The sequence below is a fragment of the Brevibacillus sp. TJ4 genome (assembly GCF_044627595.2).
GTDB lineage: Bacteria > Bacillota > Bacilli > Brevibacillales > Brevibacillaceae > Brevibacillus.
The window spans coordinates 229,517-250,593 of the sequence record NZ_CP185865.1 but is presented as its reverse complement, the minus strand read 5'-3'; the positions used below and the strand labels follow the sequence as shown (position 1 = coordinate 250,593).

General features: G+C 55.2%; 17 protein-coding genes. 4 read left to right on the top strand and 13 right to left on the bottom strand.

Annotation, left to right across the window (positions count from 1 at the left end):
• Window positions 1-4 precede the first annotated feature (4 nt).
• From ACAF76_RS01120 to ACAF76_RS01085, 8 genes are all read right to left on the bottom strand, one after another.
• Window positions 5-529, bottom strand: a complete 525-nt coding sequence (locus ACAF76_RS01120) for a YwgA family protein (RefSeq protein ID WP_400162206.1) — start codon at window positions 527-529, stop codon at window positions 5-7.
• On the bottom strand, window positions 492-1,817 hold the full coding sequence (locus ACAF76_RS01115; RefSeq protein ID WP_400162205.1) for an HD domain-containing protein: 1,326 nt from the start codon (window positions 1,815-1,817) through the stop codon (window positions 492-494). The genes ACAF76_RS01120 and ACAF76_RS01115 overlap by 38 nt, the downstream gene beginning before the upstream one ends.
• A gap of 117 nt (window positions 1,818-1,934) precedes the next feature.
• The gene (locus tag ACAF76_RS01110; RefSeq protein WP_400162204.1) at window positions 1,935-5,045 is read right to left on the bottom strand and encodes an efflux RND transporter permease subunit; all 3,111 of its coding nucleotides are present in this window, start codon (window positions 5,043-5,045) and stop codon (window positions 1,935-1,937) included.
• A complete protein-coding gene (locus tag ACAF76_RS01105; protein WP_400162203.1) occupies window positions 5,042-6,268 on the bottom strand; it encodes an efflux RND transporter periplasmic adaptor subunit in 1,227 nt (408 codons plus the stop codon). Before ACAF76_RS01105 ends, ACAF76_RS01110 begins: the two co-directional genes overlap by 4 nt.
• Window positions 6,269-6,295: 27 nt before the next feature.
• Complete coding sequence (locus tag ACAF76_RS01100) at window positions 6,296-6,928, bottom strand: TetR/AcrR family transcriptional regulator (protein WP_400162202.1); 633 nt, start codon at window positions 6,926-6,928, stop codon at window positions 6,296-6,298.
• 119 nt (window positions 6,929-7,047) lie between these two features.
• Window positions 7,048-8,010 (bottom strand): RluA family pseudouridine synthase, encoded by a 963-nt coding sequence (locus ACAF76_RS01095; protein WP_400162201.1) that lies wholly within the window; start codon window positions 8,008-8,010, stop codon window positions 7,048-7,050.
• Between the two features lie 83 nt (window positions 8,011-8,093).
• Window positions 8,094-8,264 carry a hypothetical protein gene (locus ACAF76_RS01090; RefSeq protein ID WP_400162200.1) on the bottom strand — a complete coding sequence of 57 codons (171 nt, stop codon included), beginning with the start codon at window positions 8,262-8,264 and terminating at the stop codon, window positions 8,094-8,096.
• 177 nt (window positions 8,265-8,441) lie between these two features.
• On the bottom strand, window positions 8,442-9,554 hold the full coding sequence (locus tag ACAF76_RS01085) for an aminopeptidase (protein ID WP_400162199.1): 1,113 nt from the start codon (window positions 9,552-9,554) through the stop codon (window positions 8,442-8,444).
• Between the two features lie 589 nt (window positions 9,555-10,143).
• Between ACAF76_RS01085 and ACAF76_RS01080 the strand changes: the two genes are divergently transcribed.
• The gene (locus ACAF76_RS01080; protein WP_400162198.1) at window positions 10,144-11,379 is read left to right on the top strand and encodes an MDR family MFS transporter; all 1,236 of its coding nucleotides are present in this window, start codon (window positions 10,144-10,146) and stop codon (window positions 11,377-11,379) included.
• Window positions 11,380-11,457: 78 nt separating this feature from the next.
• The gene (locus ACAF76_RS01075; protein ID WP_400162197.1) at window positions 11,458-11,694 is read left to right on the top strand and encodes a hypothetical protein; all 237 of its coding nucleotides are present in this window, start codon (window positions 11,458-11,460) and stop codon (window positions 11,692-11,694) included.
• Between the two features lie 93 nt (window positions 11,695-11,787).
• Here the strand turns inward: ACAF76_RS01075 and ACAF76_RS01070 are convergent, their stop codons facing one another.
• Both ACAF76_RS01070 and ACAF76_RS01065 read right to left on the bottom strand, forming a co-directional pair.
• Complete coding sequence (locus ACAF76_RS01070) at window positions 11,788-14,601, bottom strand: DUF4855 domain-containing protein (RefSeq protein ID WP_400162196.1); 2,814 nt, start codon at window positions 14,599-14,601, stop codon at window positions 11,788-11,790.
• 30 nt (window positions 14,602-14,631) lie between these two features.
• A complete protein-coding gene (locus tag ACAF76_RS01065) occupies window positions 14,632-15,792 on the bottom strand; it encodes a class I SAM-dependent RNA methyltransferase (RefSeq protein ID WP_400162195.1) in 1,161 nt (386 codons plus the stop codon).
• Between the two features lie 173 nt (window positions 15,793-15,965).
• Here ACAF76_RS01065 and ACAF76_RS01060 point away from each other — a divergent pair, with 173 nt between their 5' ends.
• The gene (locus tag ACAF76_RS01060) at window positions 15,966-16,775 is read left to right on the top strand and encodes an Fpg/Nei family DNA glycosylase (RefSeq protein WP_400162194.1); all 810 of its coding nucleotides are present in this window, start codon (window positions 15,966-15,968) and stop codon (window positions 16,773-16,775) included.
• A 17-nt stretch (window positions 16,776-16,792) separates the two neighbouring features.
• Here ACAF76_RS01060 and ACAF76_RS01055 read toward each other — a convergent pair whose 3' ends face one another.
• A complete protein-coding gene (locus tag ACAF76_RS01055) occupies window positions 16,793-17,695 on the bottom strand; it encodes a GNAT family N-acetyltransferase (protein ID WP_400162193.1) in 903 nt (300 codons plus the stop codon).
• A 169-nt stretch (window positions 17,696-17,864) separates the two neighbouring features.
• Here ACAF76_RS01055 and ACAF76_RS01050 point away from each other — a divergent pair, with 169 nt between their 5' ends.
• A complete protein-coding gene (locus ACAF76_RS01050) occupies window positions 17,865-18,509 on the top strand; it encodes a thiamine diphosphokinase (protein WP_400162192.1) in 645 nt (214 codons plus the stop codon).
• Between the two features lie 2 nt (window positions 18,510-18,511).
• On the opposite strand, the gene ACAF76_RS01045 is transcribed toward ACAF76_RS01050, so the two are convergent.
• Together ACAF76_RS01045 and ACAF76_RS01040 are read right to left on the bottom strand one after the other, a co-directional pair.
• On the bottom strand, window positions 18,512-19,195 hold the full coding sequence (locus tag ACAF76_RS01045) for a uracil-DNA glycosylase (protein WP_400162191.1): 684 nt from the start codon (window positions 19,193-19,195) through the stop codon (window positions 18,512-18,514).
• 155 nt (window positions 19,196-19,350) lie between these two features.
• Window positions 19,351-21,069, bottom strand: coding sequence for a GMC family oxidoreductase (locus tag ACAF76_RS01040; RefSeq protein ID WP_400162190.1), 1,719 nt, complete (start codon window positions 21,067-21,069; stop codon window positions 19,351-19,353).
• Window positions 21,070-21,077 lie beyond the last annotated feature (8 nt).

Genomic DNA, 21,077 nt, shown 5'->3' with positions numbered 1-21,077 from the left:
TGTCCTACATCGCAGAAGAACTGTCTGCTCCCATCAGCGACTTGAGCTCGGCGACAAACTCCTGTCCTTTTGCGATTTCTTCCTCGGTGTAGCGCTGTTTGCTTTTCAGCGTAAAAATCTTGTTTTTCATCTCTTCATAAGGCAAATGGCTGAAGTAAAGAATCGTCGAGACCAGCTCCAAAAAGCGGGAGTTCTCCTCGTTCATCCGGCTGATGGCACGCTCACCCGGGCCCAAATCCACCTCGTTGTAGCGCAGAAAATCACGGCCTGTCTCGTTCAGCGTGTAGCGGTACATATGGATAGCGCCTTTGCTCTCCACCTGCTCGTCCAGCAGACCCATGTTGCACAGCTCGTCCACGCGCAGCGTCAGTTCCTCCGAGTACGGACCGTACATGTGAAACTCGTAGCGCTCATCAAAATCCATGTTGAGATGCTTGGCTATGTAGACCATCTTTTGCAGTTTTTTTCGTCCGCTTACCTCACCCGCAACCTCAATCAGGCGAATAATCTTGGCGTGACGCCTCAGCATTTTCCATCACTCCCAGACGTTCTCGTATCTTGCGGGAGAGATCCCCCGGCAAAGCCATCACTTTATCCATCGGAAAGTACAATTTGTAATCAAACCGCCGCTTGCCGCTGATCGCCTGGACAATCTCGGACTTTTGCGAGAGTTCCACCAGTTCGCCCGACGGCATCCTGAGCATGATCGGAATACGTTCCTCTTCTTCTCCGGCACGGTAAAAATCATAGGGCAGATCGGAAGTCGTGTCTACCTCCAAATAATACGTGGGATCAATATCCGCTTCCCGAAACAGTTCTTGCAGTTCCTGTAACAGACGGAAATCCCTTGAATGGAATTCGACGTATTTGTACAAATTCCTGTCTAAAAATCTCGCGCACAAATCATTCAAAATCGGATCGCTTTCCTTCCGCCACATCTGCATGTAGAAAAGAATCACCGACTCGTCCAGCGCCAGATAATCGGCCAGCTCCACCTTGTCCTGCAAAAACGGCAGCAGCATGATCGGCTCCTGATAAAAGGCGTAGCCCTGACGGTACAAATCTTTGGCTCGCTGGAAAATTTTGCGCAGCACTACCTCGCCGCCGCGCGTCACCGGATGGAAGTACACCTGCCAGTACATCTGATAGCGCGACATGATGTAGTCCTCCACGGCGTGCATCCCGCTGTACTTGAACACGATCCCGTCCTCGGAGGGGCGCATCACCCGCAAAATCCGCTCGATTTCAAAGTTGCCGTAGTTGACCCCCGTGTAATAGGCATCTCGCAACAAATAGTCCATTCGATCCGCGTCCAGTTGGCTGGAGATGAGACTGACGATCAGCTTGTTTTCATAGGTTTTGGCTATGACTTCTGCCAGTTTGCGGGGAAAATCTTCGTCGATGCGGCGCAAGATCGTGTTGATCTGGGTATCTCCCAGCAGGATCGCCCGCGTCCAGTCCTCGTGGTGGTAACGGAACACCTTTTCAAACGAATGGGAAAACGGCCCGTGTCCGACATCGTGCAACAAAGCAGCGCACAGGCAGAGCAGTTGTTCCTCGTAGCTCAGCTTGATTCGTCCCTCAAACGTCTCCAAAATCCGGCGCATCAGCTCGTAGACGCCAAGCGAATGGTTGAAACGGCTGTGCTCGCCGCCGTGAAAGGTAAGGAAGCTGGTGCCCAGTTGCTTGATCCTGCGAAGCCGTTGAAATTCTGCGGAGTTGATCAAATCCCAGATATATGCGTCACGGACGTGAACATAGCGATGAACCGGGTCTTTAAATACCTTTTCTTCTTCGAGAAGCCGGGGCTTTCGCATCTGGACACTCCTTTCCCTGACCCTTGCAAAAATTGTCAATCTAGTCGTTCTTCTACTATAGCACATTCATTTCCACTAGGAAAACGGCCTGGCACTATGGCCAGACCGCCTGATTGCTCATTCCAGCTCCGTTGCAATACCGCCTGTGGCTACTTGCTTTGCCGCCTTTTTCGCCTGCCTTTTTTGTTTGCGCAGCATCATCACGGTGTAAAAGGACGGAACGACGATCAAGGTCAACAGCGTGGAGAACAATAGCCCGGAGATAATCGTCACCGCCAATGGCTGGAACAGTACATCGCCCGAGAGCGCCAGAGGACTAAGCCCCGCTACAGCGGTCAGCGATGTCAGCAGGATCGGACGCAGCCGCGCCTCCCCGGCCTGGATGACCGCCTGTTTCAACTCGACCCCGGCATGGCGTGCTTCCTCGATAAATTCAATGAAGACGATCCCGTTACGAACGACGATACCGGCCAGTGAGATCGCGCCCATCATCGTCATAAAGCCGAGCGGTGTCTGCGTCACGAACAACCCGATCAGACTGCCGGAGACGGCCAGATACACCGTACTCATAACGAGCAGCGGAATCGACAGCGAGTAGAACTGCATCGCGATCAAAAGCAAAATGAGGAATACGACAATCACCGAGAGTTTGCCCATATCGATAAAAATGTCCGTCTGTTCGGAGGTCTCTCCGCCGATTTCGTAGCGGTAGCCATCCGGCAGCGACAAATTGTTCAGGATCGGCCGGATCTCGCTCATCACCTCAGTCGCAGTCCGTCCTTTGACATCAGCAGAAACTGTCACACTGCGCGACATTTTCCAGTGCGGGATCGCTTGTGTGCTAAACGTCGGCTTGACTTCCGCCAACTGGGACAACGGAATCAGCTCGCCGCGGGCATTGGGCACGCGAAGGCGCTCGAACAACAGTGCCGGATCAGCCTCTTCTTTGGACAAGAACAGCTTGATGTCGATCAGGTCGTTTCCGTTATCGAATTCGCTGACCGTAATCCCTTCGCTGGCGAGGCGCAGCGTCTGCGACAGCGTATTGTAGTTGACCAGCTTTTGTTCCATCATCTCCTGATTGACGACAAATTCCAGCGTGTACCGCTCAATGTCCATGTTGTCCTGAATATTGTAGGTCCCGCCGACTTTTGCGATCTGGTCCTTGAGCCCCTCCGACAGTGTACGCAGCGTACCGATGTCATCGCCCAGCAGACGAATGACGACCGGTTTGCCCACGGGCGGGCCTGTTTCCAGTTGCTCCAGCAAAATGCTGGCTTCCGGGTATTGCTGGTCCAGCGCTTCCTGCCAGTTTGCCAGTATTTCGTCGATGCCAGCCTGGCTTTGATCGTAGCGGACCACGAGCTGTCCGATGTGAGTGCCGCTGCCCGCCTCGGTATCGCCGCTGAACATCTTCGGCGCACTGCCGCCTGCATAGGCTGCCACCGATTCTGCCTCCGGCTGCTGCATGATCCACGCAGAGACGCCGCTCACTACCCGGGCGGTCTCCTCAATGCTTCCCCCTACGGGCATACGGACGTTGACCAAAAATTGCGGACGATCATCCTTGGGGAACAGCTCGATCGGGGTAAACGGAATCAAGCCGTACGCTGCTGTACCGATCAGCACCCCGACCATCCCGGAAAGCAAGGGGCGCTTCAAAATGCGCGGCATCATCCGGTTGGCGTACCACTCGGTCAACTGCGCAAGCTGCTTGCCCAAAAGACCTGCCGGCTTCCGGTAGTCTTTCTCTGCCTTTCTGTTGCGCTCTTCATACCACTGCCGAAAAATCGGGATGATCGTCAGCGACATGATCATTGAAGCCAGCATCGTCAGGGAAATGATGACCGGAACGGGACGGATAAAGTATCCGGCATTCCCTTCCAGAAACATGAGCGGTCCAAAGGAGGCAATCGTCGCCAGCGTCGCCGTGAGAATCGAGATCGATACTTCGCTCGCTCCTTTTACCGCTGCCTGCATCGGCTTTTCCCTGAGGACAGACAGCCGCCGCTCGATATTGTCGTTCACGACCACCGCATCGTCGACGAGAATACCGAGCACGATGATCAGCGACACGATCGAAATCATATTGAGAGAAATCCCGAAAGACGGCAAAAACAGCATGCCCATCGCCAGGGAAATCGGGATCGCCAAGGCTACGACGAGCGAAGTCACCAGATTCAATCCGAGTGTACAAATCAGCAAGACCGCCGCAATCGCAATCAGCATCTCCTTGGACAAATCGTGGAACAGCTCGTCGACCCGCTCCTTCTGACTGTAAATCGAGTGTGTTTGCGCCCAGACCGGAAGCGTACTGGACAACGAGGCCATCATTTCATCCACAATTACTTGCAAGGAGGGGACATCGCTTCCCGTCTCCGCATTGATGCTGATCGACACAGAGGGCTTGCCGTTAAAATAGGCGAGGAAGGAAACCTTCTCCGTCGTCAGTTCGACACGCGCCACATCCTCCAGGTAGATCGGGTAGCCCTCGGGCGTGCGGGAGATCAGGACGCGGTTGAGCTCCTCCACATTGGTGTAGTGCGGCAGACTCAACTGGTAGGTCCTGGAGCCGCTGCTCAGCTCGCCCAGCGGAGTTCGCTCGTTCTCGGCCTTCACCGCACTCAGCACCTGGCTCCAGCTCAATCCGTAATCACTTAATGTCTGGGCGTCTACCTCGATATGGACCTCCTGCTCGGGCAGTCCCTGAACCGTGACATCAGCGACATTGGGCAGCGTGCGCAGTTGATCTTTCCACGACTCGATCGTATCCCGCAGGCTGTACAACTGCTCCTGCGTATCTGCCGTCACTGCGATCGTCTGGACAAACGTGCGGTTGAGGTCATCGTTGATAATCGGCTGCATCGCATCGGACGGGAGATCCGCCTCTGCGTCCTTTACCTTTTTGCGCAGCTCCTCCCACGTCTGCTTGGGGTCTACACCGCTTTTGGTTTCCACCAAAATCGAGGAAACGCCGGGAGCCGATGTCGAGGAAATGTAGTTGAGTCCTTGTATTTCATTGATTTTTTCCTCGAGCTTTTTGGTGACCATCTGCTCCACTTTTTCCGGGGAAGCGCCGGGGTATACGGTCGTGACCGTCGCCAGATTGACGACGATATGGGGCATTTCCATCCTGGGCAGTTGCAAAAAGCTGAAAAATCCGACCAGTACGACCATGACAAAAAACAGCAAGGTGATTTTTCGCTTGCGGACGATGTACTCGATCACGAGGTCGTACCTCCTGTCACCTCGACGGTATCGCCGTCAAACAAGCGCTCGGCTCCTTTGACGATCACCTGGTCGCCCACTTGCAAACCATTCACGATCTCCAGCTTGTTGTCGGCAATCTGGCCGATCTGAACGCTTGTTTTGACCGCCTTGCCATCCATGTACAAAAAGACGTGGGGCTCCCCCTGTCCTCGGCTAAGGACGGCTTCCACCGGCACAAAGATACCGCTCTTTCCGTCCAGCTCCTTGGTCGCTTTTACGACCTGTCCGGCAAACCAGTCGCGTTGCGGATTGGGAATCTGTACTTCCACCCCGATCGTCCCCGTGCTGGCATTGGTCATCGGGTGAATTTTGACTACTTGCCCGTTTCTCGTCTGGCCGTACAGGTCAAACGCAATCGTCTCTCCTACCTGCCAGTCTGCGATCTGCCGGTCTGGTACAGGCAGGATGACTTTCAACAGGTCGATATTGCCCACCCGGTAGACGGGCGTTCCGGCTGCGACCAGATTGCCCGAAGACGAGAGTTTGCCGAGAATCGTCCCGGAGATCGGCGCGCGCAGTTGGGTTTTGCCCAGCGTCGTCGCGGCGGCATCGCGGGAGATCACCGCTTGCTGATAGGCAGCCTGGGTCAGTGCCTGATCCTCTGCACGCGCTCCTTGTACGACCAGGGAATATGCCTGTTCTGCATTTTCCAGATCTTTTCGGGCGAGATTCAGCCCGTTTTGCGCTTGTTCAAAATCGCTTTGGGAGACTGCGTTTTCCTGATACAGCTTTTCGACGCGCCGGAAATTGTCCTCTGCGTTCTGATACGCGATTTGCGCCTTGTCCACTTGCAGCTTCGCCTGTGCGATCTCCTGCTCGCGCGCGCCGTTTTGCACTTTGCTAAGACTTGCCGCACTTTGCTGGACGGCGGCATTGGAGGCAGCTACCTGAAGCTCGTAGTCCTGATCCTCTACTCGCGCCAGTACATCGCCAGCCCGGACGGAGTCGCCTTCTTCGTGCTTCATCTCTACGATTCGTCCCCCTACCTCGAAGGAGATGACCGCTTCCTCCCAGGGCTGCAAAACCGCAGACAGCTCAGACATCTGGGATACTTGCTCCTGCTTGACGGTTTCCACCGAAACCCGCTTTACCTCGGCCGGCTGTGCCTGTTCCTGGCTGCTGCACGCTGCTGTCAGCAACAAACTGAAGATCGTGAAAAAAACTAGCCCTCTCTTGTACATGGTAGCCTCCGCTCCCGATTCGGTGATTTATTTTTCTTTTGCCGAAAGAAGTCCGTACAACAAAATATCCGTCGTTTGTTCAAACAAATGCTCTTCTGTCGATGGCAATGTCACGTGGAGCCGGTACTTTGCCATAAACGCCTGAAAGCATACCGACAAAAACATCGCCGCTGCCGACCAGCAGTCTACCCACGGCGGCAGATGGCCTTCATCCTGAAAATGTTGCAGCTTCTCGCCCAAAAGCTGGATCGCGGAGAGCGGCACCTTGCTGAACAACTCGCCCACTTCGGGGTAATTATCCGCTTCGATGACGCAAATCATGGTCAACTCTTTTCTATCTACCAACAGGTTGTAGTATGTACGCGCGTAATGGATCAGCATCTCCCGAATCTGCGAAAAATCTCCTTGCAGGCTTTTCTCCAGCGGCTCACGGATGTCGAGCGCTTCGTTCAACAGTGCGACGGCAAGTCCTTGCTTGTTGGTAAAGTGGCGAAAAATCGTCACCTCATTCACCCCGGCAAGCTCGGAAATCTTGCGCGTCGTCGCCCCCTTGAACCCCTTTTGCGCCATGAGCTGACTGGCAGCAGCCAGGATTCGCTGACGCGTTTCCGCTTCTCCCCTTTTTCCTCCCTCAGAGTTTTCATTTTCTTTTGTATGCAATGTCGTTCCCCTCATTTCATGCAAGTGCTTGCTTTCATTTCGTCTGTGCACATGTAGTATATGTCATATTTTGGTGCATGTAAATACTTGCATACAAAAAAACAGGACCGCATGCAGCTTCAGTCCTGTTTCTCTACGGCAAATTCAATGTGGATCAATCTCTCCATATCGGCAGGCAGCGGTGCCGTGCAGCGAATCTCCTGCTGCGTCAATGGGTGGACAAACGTCAACGTAGAGGCGTGGAGCGCTTGCCTGCGTATCAAGGTCCGCCTGCCTCCGTACATGGTGTCTCCGACCAGCGGATGGCCGAGGTGTTGCAAATGAACGCGAATCTGGTGCGTCCTGCCTGTCTCCAACCAGACGCGGACAAGACTCATCCCTTCTGATCGCTTCTCTACCTCATAATGGGTAATAGCTGCATCGCCGCGCTCTGACACACATCGCCTCGTCGGATGGCGTGGATCACGGCCAATCGGCGCATCGATCGTCCCTTTGTCTGCCTCTATCCGGCCGTTTGCGACAGCCAGATACTCGCGGTGAATCTGCCCGTCGCGCAACAGCCGGTCTGCGAGCTGATGCCCGTAGCTGCTTTTCGCCACCAGAATCACGCCCGACGTATCCTTGTCCAGGCGATGCACCGGGTGAACGCCAGCCGCCTCTCCGCGTTCCCGAAACAAGGCTGCCAAGGCGTGGACGAGCGTTCCCTGCTGCTCCGGTTTGAGCGGATGCACCATCATCCCCGCCGGCTTGTCGGCGATGAGCAAATGGTCGTCTTCGTATACGATTCTGATCGGCTCGCCCGTCCAGGCGGCATCTGCCGGTTGCCCCGCTGCCCGCTCGTCTGGCACAGGCGTATCGTGCTGCGGCTGTGGCTTTTCCCCGACGCGAACTGCGATTTGATCTCCTGTTTTAACCTGCCGCTGCAGATAAGGAGTTTTGCGGTTTACCTGGATGCCCTTGCTCCTTGTCAGCCGCTGCAGCATGCGCCCCGACACATTCAGTTTCTGCCGGACCACCTGCTCCACACTCATCCCCTCATCCGCTTCCGTAACGATGTATTCCAGCCAGTTTTTGCGGTTCACGTCTATCCCTCTGTTCCTGGTTTTGCTCCATTGTAGCAAATGACGCGGCCGCCGATCCAATTTCACCGTAAACATCCCCCGGTTTACGGCCTGAGATACAAGTCTTGCAGCATCCGGTCGACGTCTCCCGCCGCTTCGTGCATACCCAACTCCAAATGCTGGGTGACATACCCCTCGTCTGCATTGTATTCCCGCCCGATCAGCTTTCCGCCAAAAAAAGTATGCAATTTCTCCCTCCAGCGCAAACGGATCATACAAGTCGCCCCTTTTTGTTACTTTTTATACTTTTTAGTATATTAAGTATACGTTTGGGACTTGCATTTTGTAAACATTTTTATTTAAAAAGTTTTATAAAATGTATCGAATGTACCATGGCATAAAAAAACCACCATGCCAGGCATGATGGTCGTGGGTTTCGCTCTTTTCGGTTCTTATGCTTTCAGATTTTCCGGGTTCAACCCTTCCAGCTCCGGCAGGACGAATCGTCCGTCTTTGCGGATCAGCACGTCGTCGAACCAGATTTCCCCGCCGCCGTACTCGGGCCGCTGGATGTTTACCATATCCCAGTGAATCTGGCTGCGGTTGCCGTTGTCGGCGGCTTCATAGGCGCGGCCGGGGGTGAAGTGGAAGCTGCCCGCGATCTTTTCATCAAACAGGATGTCGTTCATCGGGTGCAGGATGTACGGATGCACACCGATCGCAAATTCGCCGATGTAGCGTGCCCCTTCGTCCGTGTCGAGAATGTCGTTGAGCTTTTGGGTGTTGTTGGCGGTCGCCTCGACAATTTTACCGTCCGCAAAGGTGAGTCGCACATTTTCGAATCGTGTCCCCATATAGCTTGTGGCGGTGTTGAAGGTAATCGTACCGTTGACGGAATCGCGCACGGGAGCAGTGTAAATTTCCCCATCCGGGATGTTGCGCAGCCCGGAGCAGATGACGTTGGGGATATCTTTGATCGAAAAATGCAGATCTGTGCCCGGCCCGACCAGACGGACCCTGTCTGTCTTGTTCATCAATGCTTCCAGCGGCAAAAACGCCTCATGCATTTTCTTGTAATCAATCGAACACACGTCGAAGTAAAATGTCTCGAACGCTTCCATCGACATGTTGGCGCTCTGGGCCATCGCCGGAGTCGGGAAGTTCAACAGTGTCCAGCGGCTGTTGTTGATCAGGTAGTCGTTCAACTCCTGCATCACTTGCTGGTGGGCGCGGCGGCGTTCGACCGGCACATCGGACATTTCGCTGTCGTTGGCAGGACCGTTGATCACGATATACGCGTGCAAATCCTTGTACATCGGCTCTTCCCACTTCGCCACACGAGCGGCTCTCTCCGCGCTCGTACCCATCATCAACTCTCGCTGCAGCATCGGGTCGAGGATACGCACAAACGGGTACGCATCTTTGGCATACGCCTGCTTGACCAGCTCACGTGCCAGGGCATGCCCCTCCCCGCGCACCTCGATAAGAATATGTTCCTTTTCCCGGAGACGAACAGAGTGACTCAACAAATTTTCGGCCAGCTTGGCAAAACGTGGATCTTGCATGCGATCTCCTCCTACCGTTCTCTCAATATTAAAAAATATTTTACTGAAGGATTCGAACGAATGCAAACCGGAATGTGCTTCCGTTTATTCATTTTTACCAAATTTACAAAATTCCCTTGCAAATATGCCCATAGATGGTTTAATCTATTCAACAAGAATTGATCTGTACAAAATTTTTTAAGACAGGAGCGCTGTTCCATGCGAATCACTGCAGTTGTAATGGCTTAGGTTGGGCCTCTGACAAGGGGCCGCCGCCTCTTGCTGGAAACCCAATACCCTATAGCTAGACTGCAGGATGCCTGAACCGCTTCTGTCTTTTCCCGATACAATCGGGCGAGCAGCCGACAGTAGGAAAGCAGCCGTTGTACCGTCGTGTACCCGCTGTTTCTTCACTGATCTTTGCTGTTGTGTCCGCATATCCCGGTTATCGTGAAAAGCGCAGGCGAAGAGCACCAGCCTCTTTCGTGTTGCGCTTTTTCCTGTTTTCGAAAAACCGTACGCGCTTGGGAAGCAGTATGCCTACTCACGGCGGAGGCTTCGGGTGGCCTGCAGGCAAGAATCAGAGAACACGATTGGAGGAATTTTTGTCATGCATTGGCGTACGTGGGATTTGAACTTGAAGGTTCGTCTGTTTGGCGAACTGATTACTCATACATTTTTCTGGATGTACTTTCCGTTTATGGGGATTCTCTTCAGCGACTCGTTTGGCAAAGACATCGCCGGATTTTTGCTGATGGTTCCGCCGCTGCTCGGGATGTTTTCCAACTTGGTCGGCGGCTACCTCGCTGACCGGGTGGGGCGCAGGCCGACGATGCTGCTCTCGCTCTGTATTTCCGCCAGCATGTTTGGACTGTTTGCCTTTTCCACCTCTCCCTGGGTCGATTACATCGCCTTTATGGGCATTGGGCTTGCGGGATCGCTCTACTGGCCGGCAAGCTCGGCGATGGTCGCAGATTTGACCACGGAAGAAGACCGCAGGATCGTGTTTGCCACCTTTTACACGACCATGAACATCGGCGTGGTGGCAGGTCCCGTGCTCGGCTCGTTCTTTTTCGTAAACTACCGGTTTGAGCTGCTTTTGGCCTGTATGATCATCGAAGCCGTTTTTGCGGTGATCGTCTATTTCCTGATCAAAGAAACCCTGCCTGCCGAAGTACGAGCGGAAAAGGCAAAAGAACCGTTCTCGTTCAAGGAACAGTTCCACAGCTATGCTGTCATTTTTCGCGACAAGGTGTTTGCCCTCTATACGCTCGCTGGCGTATTGGTGGGGATTGCCTTTATGCAGTTGGACCTCTACATGGCGCTGTACGTAAAGGAATCTGTCCCGGCACAGCCGCTGCTTTCCTGGGGAGACTGGTCGTTTCAAGTAGGCGGAACCAGTGCCTTCGGCTGGCTGATGGGGCTGAACGGTTTGCTGGTGGTGTTGTTCACGCTGCCCGTGACCAAATGGTTCGAGAACTGGAGCGACCGCAACAGTCTGATTACATCCTCCGTGCTGTACGGATTCGGGATGTTCCTGATGGCCTTCACGACGAATATCTGGCTGTTGTTCGGCTGTATGTTCATCCTGACGCTGGGCGAGCTGATTCGCACGCCAGTCGCGCAAAGCTTCGTCAGCAAATACGCACCCGAAGAGTCACGCGGGCAGTACATGGGCGCATCATCCCTGCAATTTTCCATCGCCCGGTTTATCGCGCCACTGGCGATCACCTTTTCGGCATGGATGCCGCCGGTCGGCGTGTTCGGCCTGATTCTGGCAGTTTCTCTTTTGAGCGCGTACCTGTACATCTTCATGTTCCGTTTAATGCCCCAAAAGGAAACGTAATACGCTGCTTTTACGTAATCTAAAATAGTGAACGGGCGTCGAAACAGAACAGAAAAATGATTGCAGGAGGTTTTTGACATGACTGGCAAACGATTCTTCGTTTCTTTCTCGGCTCTTGCAGGAACGACCGCTTTTCTCTACCTGCTTGGCCATGTATTCTCCATCCCTTGGCTTATGTTTTCGTTTGCGTTTTTCAATCACGCCGGTGAGTTCAGCGTCTCCGCCGGTTCATTTGTTCCGCTGCTCATCGGTTTGGCTGCCAGCTTGCTGGCTGAGATCATCTATGTTCGCAAGCAGCGGAGACATCCAGTCTGAGTACCGCACACGCTGGTTCCGAAAACCTGCACGTCTTCATTCGAATCAAAAAGAGCCTTTCTCCGGGAAGAAAGGCTCTTTTTTGCGTGCTATTTACGGCTGGGGAAATAGTTCCTGCACCGTATAGTCTATCTCGCCGAAGCGGCCGCGCATCCATTTGTACGTGTCATCGTAGATGGCGCGCAGGGCGGGATCGGTGCTTTTGAACGCTTCGAGGAACGTCTTGGAGCCGTAGTAATAGGCGTGGATCGTGTTTGTGTCGAGCCCGAGCTTGTGGGTCATCGCCAATTGGTTGTAGTAGAGCTGATAGAACGTCGGATCGCGGTACATTTTGTTGTCGCCCTCGATCTCGATTTGCAGACCGTACTTTTGTACGGCGTCCATGAACCCTTCCCAGCGGTCGAGCGGAATCTGCCTGTCGCTGTAATAACTCGGCTGCAGGAACGCGTAGTCAAAGGACAGGCTCCTCCACTCTTCCAGTCCGGGAGCCCCGTAGTACGGAATCCAGTAATAGCGTAGTCCCTTTGCATGGACCATGGCTGCAGTGCTGCGAATCAGTTCCCGTTCTTTCGGCGCACTGTCTTCGACCAATTCGTGGAACCAGTAGATACCTTCCAGGCGCAAATAGCTGAACTCCGCCTTTTCCCAGCGCTTCATCAGCTCCTGGAAGTACCATTCCACGGCCAGCTTGCGGTTTTCGAAGGCTTTTTCCTCGCCGATTCCCGCCGGCGAGAACGAAAGCGGGGTGGATGAGTCGGGCAGTGTGCCGAAATTGGTCTGGCTCGCTGCCGGATACGGAATCGCCAGTACGACGTTTTCCTTGGTCGGCGTAGTGTACAAGGTTCCGCGCAGGCGATTGTATTCGCGCATCGCGCTGTTCAGCGCGTCGAGCTGCCGGTTTTTGCGGAACAGGTCATCCAGGTAGTCCGTCCAGCTCTCCCGCGTTGCCGGCATCGTTTGGTACGGCAAGAACAGCACCGTGTCAAACATCTGATCCCGCATGTAACCATCCTGGGTCAAATAGCCGACCATCGGCAGGAAATCCTCCGTGCGCCATGTGCCAAGATCGCCATGCATGCCGGTATAGGCAAGCAGCATGTTCTCCACCGGGCGGCGTGCGCTCTCGGTCTGGATCGTCTGCGTCGGGTTCGGGTGCGGCAGCAGGACGATGCTGTTTGCCTGCCCCGTACCTTTGCCCCATACCTCGAGCTGTCTGGCAAACACAAATACGTCTACCGGGAACGTGACACGGACGTAACGCGCTTCAATCTCGGGCAGGGAAATCGCCAACGTCCGCATGACCATCTGCTCGTTTGCCGGGGATACGTCATGGAAGGCTTTGCCCGCATACGACCATGCCTTGCCGTCCTGGGAAACCTCTACTTCCATCCATTTGGGCAGGGTGATACCTGACGTTTTACGCTGCTGGAAAGTCAGGTTGACCTGGCCGAGCGCCTTCGTTTCCGGCAACACGACGGTCACCTTGCGCCCGAACTGACGGTTGTAGCCTGTCCACTCCTCAGAGATCGCTGTCAGTCCACCGACAGGGCCGGGATACTGCATCTCCACCTGGCGGAAAAACGGGTCGGCTGGTCCAATCGTTGCCACCGAGGTAAAACTTTCCGGTCCGAAATTGACCCATTCCTCTTCTCCAGCCACAATCTCCTCTTCCTGGGCATCGGTCTGGTCCGCGTCTTGCCCAGGTTCAGAAGCAGTTTCCTCCTGTGCTGGCTCTTCGCTTTCTTCAGTGGCTTGGCTGTCCTCGCTTGCTTGAGGTTCGTCCGCTGCCGCCTCATCGGGAGCAACGTCCTGGTCAGCGTCCGCCGACTCCTCGTTAGTCACCGGTTCCGCGGTCGTCGACTCGGCTTTGGTCTCTTCTTCCGCCTCTTTCGCTGGCGGGGCTTCCGTGATCTCGACGGGAATCGTCAAGGTCCGGTACCCGACTGTAACCGTCACATTCCCCCTACCCGGCGCAGGTCCGGCGACAAACGTCCCGTCTCCCAGCACTTTCCCCAGTTCCGGGCGGTCAAAAGCGAAAATCGGTGTAAACGGCAGCGCTTCTCCGGTGGGTCGCGTCACTTTCAACGATTCGCTTTCACCTGCCATGACGCGAAGCTCCGATGTGTTTACCGCGAATTCTCCTGTATCTGCCTGCGCATAGCGCACGTCGAGCAGGCGCTCTGCGATGACAGCCGCTTCCGCACGCGTCACCAGGCCCGTAGGATTGAACCGGCCGTTTGCCCCTTGCATCCATTTTTGATTGGTCACCTGCCGGACTGCTTCCCGGGCATAGCTGGCGATTTCATCTTCGTCTTCATATGCGATCGCCGGAGTGCCAATCGCCGGTACAACGCCGATCTCCTTCATCAAGCGCCCAAGGATGACTGCCATCTCCTGCCGGGTCAGCGGGTCTGCTGCTCCCATCGTTTGATCGTCCCTGCCTCGAAGCACCTCAAGCTGTGCCAGTGCGTAGACGTACGGAGCGTAGGCACTCTCCTGCGGTACATCGGCAAATACGGCTTCGCGGTCTGCCAGCGGCTGCAAGCCTACAACTTTGCTGATCAGCACTGCCACATCTTGACGGCGAATCGGATTTTGCGGATAAAAATGGTTGTCACCTTGCCCGCTGATCAACTGCATTTCCGCCAGTCGGGTGATAGCGTTCTTGGCGTAGCTGTTTTCCACGTCGACGAATTCGACTCGCTTTTCCACTGAGTCTGCTTCCGGCGTCTCCGCGGCATCCGTCGGTTCTGTGGTTTCTGATGCCTCGTCAGCCTGCGGCGTCTCGGCAGTCGCTGCACTTGTCGCCGTGCCTTCCGCAGAAACCGGCAAGACAGCAGCCGAAAGCATAAAAAACGCCATACATGCAGCCGTGATGCGACTGCTTATACGTTTCGCTTTTCTCATGTACTCTCTCTCCCCCCATGCTTCTCCCGCTTATTCTCCCGGGGCAACCACTGCTGGACGAGGCGGTTTCGGTCCGTAAAACTGGTAGTAGTCTACTTTGATATTGCCGTTGTACAGCTTCCGTTTTTTGCTCGCCGTCCGTCCAAAGTGCTCCTCGAATTGCTCGTCCGAGGTGATGATGTAAAACGACCATGTATCCAGTTCTGCTGCAAAGGTCCGCCCCATTTCCCCGTACAGCCGGCTCACTTGCTTCCATTCGCCCAGGCGTTCCCCGTACGGCGGGTTGCAAATCAAGTAGCCGTATTTTCGTTTGGAGCGAATATCCCGCACGTCCATTCGCTGAAAATGAATCAGATCGTCGACGCCTGCCTCGCCAGCATTGCGGCGGGCTACCTTCAATATCTCATCATCCGCGTCGGTACCAATGATCTCCAGCTTTTGCTCATAGCGGGCCAGGTCGTGTGTTTCCGCCCTCGCCTCCCGCCAGATGCTGCGCGGGATGACGGGCCACGCTTCGGAGACGAACTCGCGGTTCATGCCCGGCGCGATATTTTGCCCGATCAGCGCCGCCTCGATCGGAATTGTCCCGGAGCCGCAAAACGGGTCCATCAGGATGCGGTCCGGCTTCCAGCGCGACAACAGGATCATCGCCGCAGCCATCGTCTCTTTCAATGGGGCCGTTCCGATCAAGCCCCTGTAGCCGCGCTTGTGCAAGCCCGGTCCCGACGTGTCGATCGTCAAGGTAGCCACGTCCTTGTGCAAGGCGACCTCGATCTTGTACAGCGGTCCCTTTTCTTCAAACCAATCCCGTTTGTAGGTCTTTTTCAGGCTTTCCACTACTGCCTTCTTTACGATCGCCTGACAGTCGGAAACGCTGAACAAGGTCGACTTGACCGACTTGCCCTCGACGGGAAAGGCGGCATCTTCGCTGATCCAGTCCGCCCACGGAAGCGCTTTTGTCTGTTCAAACAGCTCGTCGAACGTGGTAGCGCGAAACTCCCCGATCTTTAGCCGCACACGGTCTGCGGTACGCAACCACAAATTGCTGCGGGCAATCGCCGAAAGATCGGCGCGATATTGCACTTTTCCGTTTTCCACCTGCACATCGTGGTAGCCGAGTGCCTTTACTTCTTCCGCCACCACTGCTTCCAGTCCAAACGTCGCCGTGGCAATCAAATCTACTTTTTGCATGCTCCTGTAATCTCCTGTTCCAAAATACGTATCATCGATGATTCCTCATCCTATATTACCCGATTTGCTTGTAGAGTTGGTATGTTTCTGATTATAAACGATCTGAACGGCATGACAAAACAGCCCCGAGGAAAACCTAGAGGCATCATCCTTTGCCCACAGGAGGGGACGAAATGCCTGAGCTGCCGGAAATGGAGACGTATCGCACACTGCTTGTGCCGCGTGTATGCGGACCAGAAATTACCGCCACCCAGGTCAACCGGGAGAAGACGATCAACCTCGCTTCGGAGGAGTTCTCCCGCATCCTCGCAGGAAACCGCCTGACCGCCATCGAGAGGCGCGGCAAACACTTGCTGTTCCTGCTGCAAAACGGCCAACTGCTGCTGCTTCATTTGATGCTGGGCGGCTTTCTCTACTGGGGTACGAGCACGGACAAGCTGGATCGAACAGCCCAGGTGACGTTATCCTTTGGCGAACACATCCTGTATTTTCACGGGCTGCGTCTCGGCTACCTGCACCTGCTGGACAAAGACGAGGCTGCCCGCAAGCTGTCCGCTCTCGGCCCGGAGCCGCTCGCACCTGCTTTCACCCCTGCACAGTTCGCCCGGCTGTTGACCGGCAAGCGCGGTGTGCTGAAAACAGCGCTCGTCGATCAGCACTGGCTGGCAGGAATCGGCAACTGCTATGCCGACGAGATTTGCTTTCACGCGGGCATCTTGCCGACGCGGAAAATTCCGGAGCTGACGGACGCGGAGTCGACCCGGCTGTACCACTCCATGCAGACGGTCCTGCAAGAAGCGATCAAGTACGGCGGCTACATGGAGACGCCGCTCTATCGCGGCGATCTGCTTACCGGCGGCTTCGACAAGCGCTGCCAGGTATACGACAGAGAAGGAGAGCCCTGCCCGCAATGTGGACACGCCATCGCGAAAAGCGAGCTCTCCTCCCGTAAAGTATTCGCTTGCACCAACTGCCAAACGTAGTCAGGCCGCCGCGCCGCTTATCGGTCTGCCGCTTTTTCCATGTTGCGCACCATCAGCACCTGTTCCGTCTCGGTCGCTCCAAAGCCGGCATCCTCCAATACGCGCAGGAGCATGCTGTGGGAAGCCGGCAGGTTGAAGGTAGAACGGCGGCAGGCCAGCTCGGCAGGCGCGTAAAGACGATCGAGAGCAAGCCGCAAAATCGTCTCGGCATCAGGATGGTCGGGCTGTGCCACACATTGGCGCAAGACGATCGCTGTGACCTCCCCCTGTTCATTCCACATCCGCTTGTACAAGGCGTATCCGACGGGTGATCCCGCACTGTCCTCGACTGCCAGCGCCTCTGCATCACGCAGGCTGGTCCAGTGGTTTTGCCAGGGGACATCTGCCCGGTAAAAGGAAAGGCGGGCCGTTTCCTGCGGCAGAACCGTTTTCACCTGATACGATGCCACTTGCCCCACCCGGAACGCATCCTCGGACAATGCGTCTGTCCGCTGCCAGAAAAGCAGGCGGTCCACGATCTCGTAGCCGAGCTGTTGATACAGCGCGATCGCTTGCTCATTTTTGCTGATCGCCTCCAATGTAGCGACCTCTACACCTGCTTCCCGGTACAGCTCGAAGCTCGCTTCCATGAGTCGGCGTCCCACTCCCCGACGCCGATATGCACTCGCTACCCCGGTCCCGCCATTCCAGGCGACCGTCTTGCCGTCAATCGTGCGCAGACCGTTTGCTACCAGTCCAATCGGCTCATCTCCGTCGTAGGCGACAACCGAAAGCGAAGGAACGTACGACTCCGCTGCCAGCCGTTGCAGAAGCAGCTCCTCCGTCATCGAAACCGGAATAAAATAGCCCTCAAATCCCCTGTTCCACGCCTTCGTGATGTCGGCAATGGAACACACCTGCATGCGCTTTATGGTAATCACGGTATCACCTTCCTATCGTTCATTAAAATTATTTTAATCGATAAATCGAAAAATTCAATCTGCTTTTGCAAAGCGTTCCTCACTGTCAAGACCGCATAGGGCATGATAAGATGAGGACAAATGCTTTACCAGGAACAAAAAAACGTGTTTGGCAGGAAGTGGCGTACACATGAACAAAGCGAAACGAATCTTGCTGTTTGCTGGTGGAAATGTAGGAGAGTGGGCGCTGTCGTACATACAACCAAATGACGTGCTGGTCGGAGTGGACCGGGGAGCCTGGTTTCTGATTGAAAACGGGCTGGCTCCCCACCTGTCTATCGGTGATTTTGACTCCGTGACCGAGGAAGAAAAAAAGCGGATCGAGGAGAGCAGCGAACAGTTTTCCTGCTGCGACCCGGTAATGAAGGATTTGACTGACACGGAGATGGCATTGACCTGGGCCTTGGAGCAGAAGCCAGGCGAAATCGTGCTGCTCGGCGTGCTTGGGTCGCGCTTTGACCACACGCTGGCCAATGTGCACCTGCTGGCCAAGGGGCTGGAAGCAAACATTCCCTGCCGGATCGTGGACGCAAACAACGAAATCCAGCTCATCGCCGAAAGCCTGGAGGTGACAAAGGATCACTTTCAGCACTTCTCCTTGCTTCCGCTTAGCCCGGAAGTAACTGGCATCTGCCTGAAAGGCTTCCAGTACCCGCTGGAAAACGCCACGCTGCGCATCGGCGATACGCTCGGAATCAGCAATGTGCTGATCGCAGAATACGGCAGCATCACGCTTTCATCCGGACTTTTACTGGTCATCAAGAGCAAAGACTGACATTATTCCTCCGGCTTAAGAGGGAGCTGCCAGTCGATTTCGCTCATGCCGTTTTCTCGCAAAAACTGGTTGGCCCGCGAGAAGGGACGGCTGCCAAAAAAGCCTCGGTGCGCAGACAAGGGGCTGGGATGCGGAGACTGGATGATGCAGTGCTTGTTCCGGTCGATAAAAGCTGCCTTGTCCTGCGCATGCCGACCCCACAGAATAAATACGAGCGGCGTCGACCGTTCATTCAGCAGGTGGATGACCCGGTCGGTAAATTGTTCCCAGCCCAGTCCTTTGTGCGAATTGGCGTTTCCGTCGCGCACGGTCAGCACCGTGTTCAGCAGCATGACGCCCTGCTTCGCCCAATGGACCAGGTAGCCGTGGGAAGGAATCGTACATTGCAGATCTGCCTGCAGCTCCTTGTAAATATTTTGCAGAGAGGGGGGCGGCTGCACGCCAGGTTTGACCGAGAAGCTCAAGCCATGAGCCTGACCTGGCCCATGGTAAGGGTCTTGTCCGAGAATAATGACTTTCGCCTGTTCGTAGGAGGTCAGGTGCAAAGCGTTGAAAATATCGTACATGTCCGGGTACACTGTGTAGTTTTGGTACTCTTCCTTCAACGTCTGCCGCAGCTTCAGGTAGTACGGCTTGGAAAATTCTTCTTCTAGCAGCGGTGCCCAATCGTTTTTCAAAATTTTCATTGTCGTGATCACCTACTTACTCTTTGCTCGATTCCATCATTATAATACAAAAACGGGACGGGCAGCGGTCAAAAAACCGCCGCACTCCCGGCACCGGACAAACAAAAACAGCGGACAGGCCGATTGGCCCACCGCTGTTTTTGTTTGCACACTTGCTATCCGACCAGACCGCCGCCGTTCTGGCTGTATTTCAGGATGCCCTCCGCCGCGCGATACGCGAGCGCTCCGACAGTCGCTGTCGGGTTGTAGCCGCTGTTGTGCGGGAAGGCAGACGCCCCGATGACAAAGAGATTTTCCACGTCCCACATCTGCAGATAGTTATTGACCGCAGAGGTTTCCGGCGAGTCGCCCATAATCACACCCCCGGTATTATGCGTGGACTGGTACGGCGTGATGTCGTACGGTCCGAGATTGCCATTCACTTCGACCGTGTCCGCACCCATTTCCCTGAGGATTTCCCCCGCCCGCTCGGCACAGAAAGCAGCAAGCTGCCGATCCTGTTCCTCAAAGTCAAACGTAATCCGGATCAGCGGGTCCCCAAACACATCCTTGTACGTCGGGTCCAGATCGAGGAAATGGTGGCGGAACGGCATGGAAGCACCCTGTGCCCCTACTGCGAGCGTGCGGTATTGATACTTCAGCGAAGCTGCCTTGAATTCCTTGCCCCATGTGGGCGTGCCTTGCGGTGCTTTGTTGTTGGCGATCGGCCGCTGCCCCAATTGGGAGATGGCGATATTGGCGCCGTGGATAAACCCGAGGTCGGAATGATCGAAGTTGTCGCCGTTATAATCGTCCAGCACCATCCCCAAGGACCCTGCTCCGGCGTAGAGGTTGAATTCCCTGTCCTCAAAAAAGCCGGTAGCCCCGCCGCGAATGACCTGGTAGGCGTAATTTTTCCCGATCACACCTTGACCAGTCGCCGGGTCATACGGCCTGCCAAGACCGGACAGCAGCAGGAGTCGGGCATTGTTGAACACATAGCTGGTCAGTACGACAATATCCGCAGGCTGCTCCAGCTCCTCCCCGGTCGTCACGTCCGTGTACAAGACACCTGTCGCTCTGTTGCCGTTTTTGAGAATGCGGCGAACATGGGAGTGCGTGCGAATCTCGAATTTCCCTGTCTGCTTGGCGACCGGGATGACGGTTACGACAGGGTCTGCCTTGGCTCCGTACTCGCAGCCAAACCGCTCGCAATAGCCGCAATACTGGCAAGCCGCACGGGATATGCCGTCCGGATTGGTGTATGCCTCGGACAGATTCGCCGATGGCATCATATACGGATGCAGATTCAGCTTTTTGGCCGCCTCGGCAAACATTTTCAGCGGCGGCGAAGCCTTCATCGGCGGTGTCGGATACGGCTGGGAACGCTTGCCGCCCAGCGGGTTTTCTTCACCGGAAATACCCGCCATCTGCTCAAACTTGTCAAAGTAAGGCTCCAATTCATCGTAGGTGATTCCCCAGTCCTGGATCGTCATCCCGTCCGGAATCTTGTTTTCCCCGTAGCGCTCAATCGTCTTGCTGCGAATCTCGAAATCGTAAGGCAAAAAGCGAAACGTCTGCCCGTTCCAGTGAACGCCCGCTCCCCCCAGACCGTCTCCCAGCAAAAACGATCCGTACGAACGCATCGGCAAGGCGCGCACGTTCGTATTGCTGCGAAACGTGATCGTCTCCTTGGACAAATCCTGCATCAGCTCGTAGCGCAGGGCATAGCGCAGCTCGTCGTGGACCATGAAGTAGTCTTCTGTCTTGCGCTCTTTTCCCCGCTCCAATCCGACTACCGTCAATCCTTGCCTGGTCAGCTCCGAGGCGATGATGCCGCCCCCCCAGCCAACCCCGACAATTACCACATCTACTTTGGGCAATCTGCGTGCCATTGCAAAAA

Coding starts and splice junctions, on each gene's coding strand:
- ACAF76_RS01120 (WP_400162206.1), bottom strand. CDS start 529: ATGCTGAGGCGTCACGCCAAGATTATTCGCCTGATTGAGGTTGCGGGT.
- ACAF76_RS01115 (WP_400162205.1), bottom strand. CDS start 1,817: ATGCGAAAGCCCCGGCTTCTCGAAGAAGAAAAGGTATTTAAAGACCCG.
- ACAF76_RS01105 (WP_400162203.1), bottom strand. CDS start 6,268: ATGTACAAGAGAGGGCTAGTTTTTTTCACGATCTTCAGTTTGTTGCTG.
- ACAF76_RS01090 (WP_400162200.1), bottom strand. CDS start 8,264: ATGATCCGTTTGCGCTGGAGGGAGAAATTGCATACTTTTTTTGGCGGA.
- ACAF76_RS01085 (WP_400162199.1), bottom strand. CDS start 9,554: ATGCAAGATCCACGTTTTGCCAAGCTGGCCGAAAATTTGTTGAGTCAC.
- ACAF76_RS01080 (WP_400162198.1), top strand. CDS start 10,144: ATGCATTGGCGTACGTGGGATTTGAACTTGAAGGTTCGTCTGTTTGGC.
- ACAF76_RS01075 (WP_400162197.1), top strand. CDS start 11,458: ATGACTGGCAAACGATTCTTCGTTTCTTTCTCGGCTCTTGCAGGAACG.
- ACAF76_RS01070 (WP_400162196.1), bottom strand. CDS start 14,601: ATGAGAAAAGCGAAACGTATAAGCAGTCGCATCACGGCTGCATGTATG.
- ACAF76_RS01065 (WP_400162195.1), bottom strand. CDS start 15,792: ATGCAAAAAGTAGATTTGATTGCCACGGCGACGTTTGGACTGGAAGCA.
- ACAF76_RS01060 (WP_400162194.1), top strand. CDS start 15,966: ATGCCTGAGCTGCCGGAAATGGAGACGTATCGCACACTGCTTGTGCCG.
- ACAF76_RS01050 (WP_400162192.1), top strand. CDS start 17,865: ATGAACAAAGCGAAACGAATCTTGCTGTTTGCTGGTGGAAATGTAGGA.
- ACAF76_RS01045 (WP_400162191.1), bottom strand. CDS start 19,195: ATGAAAATTTTGAAAAACGATTGGGCACCGCTGCTAGAAGAAGAATTT.
- ACAF76_RS01040 (WP_400162190.1), bottom strand. CDS start 21,069: ATGGCACGCAGATTGCCCAAAGTAGATGTGGTAATTGTCGGGGTTGGC.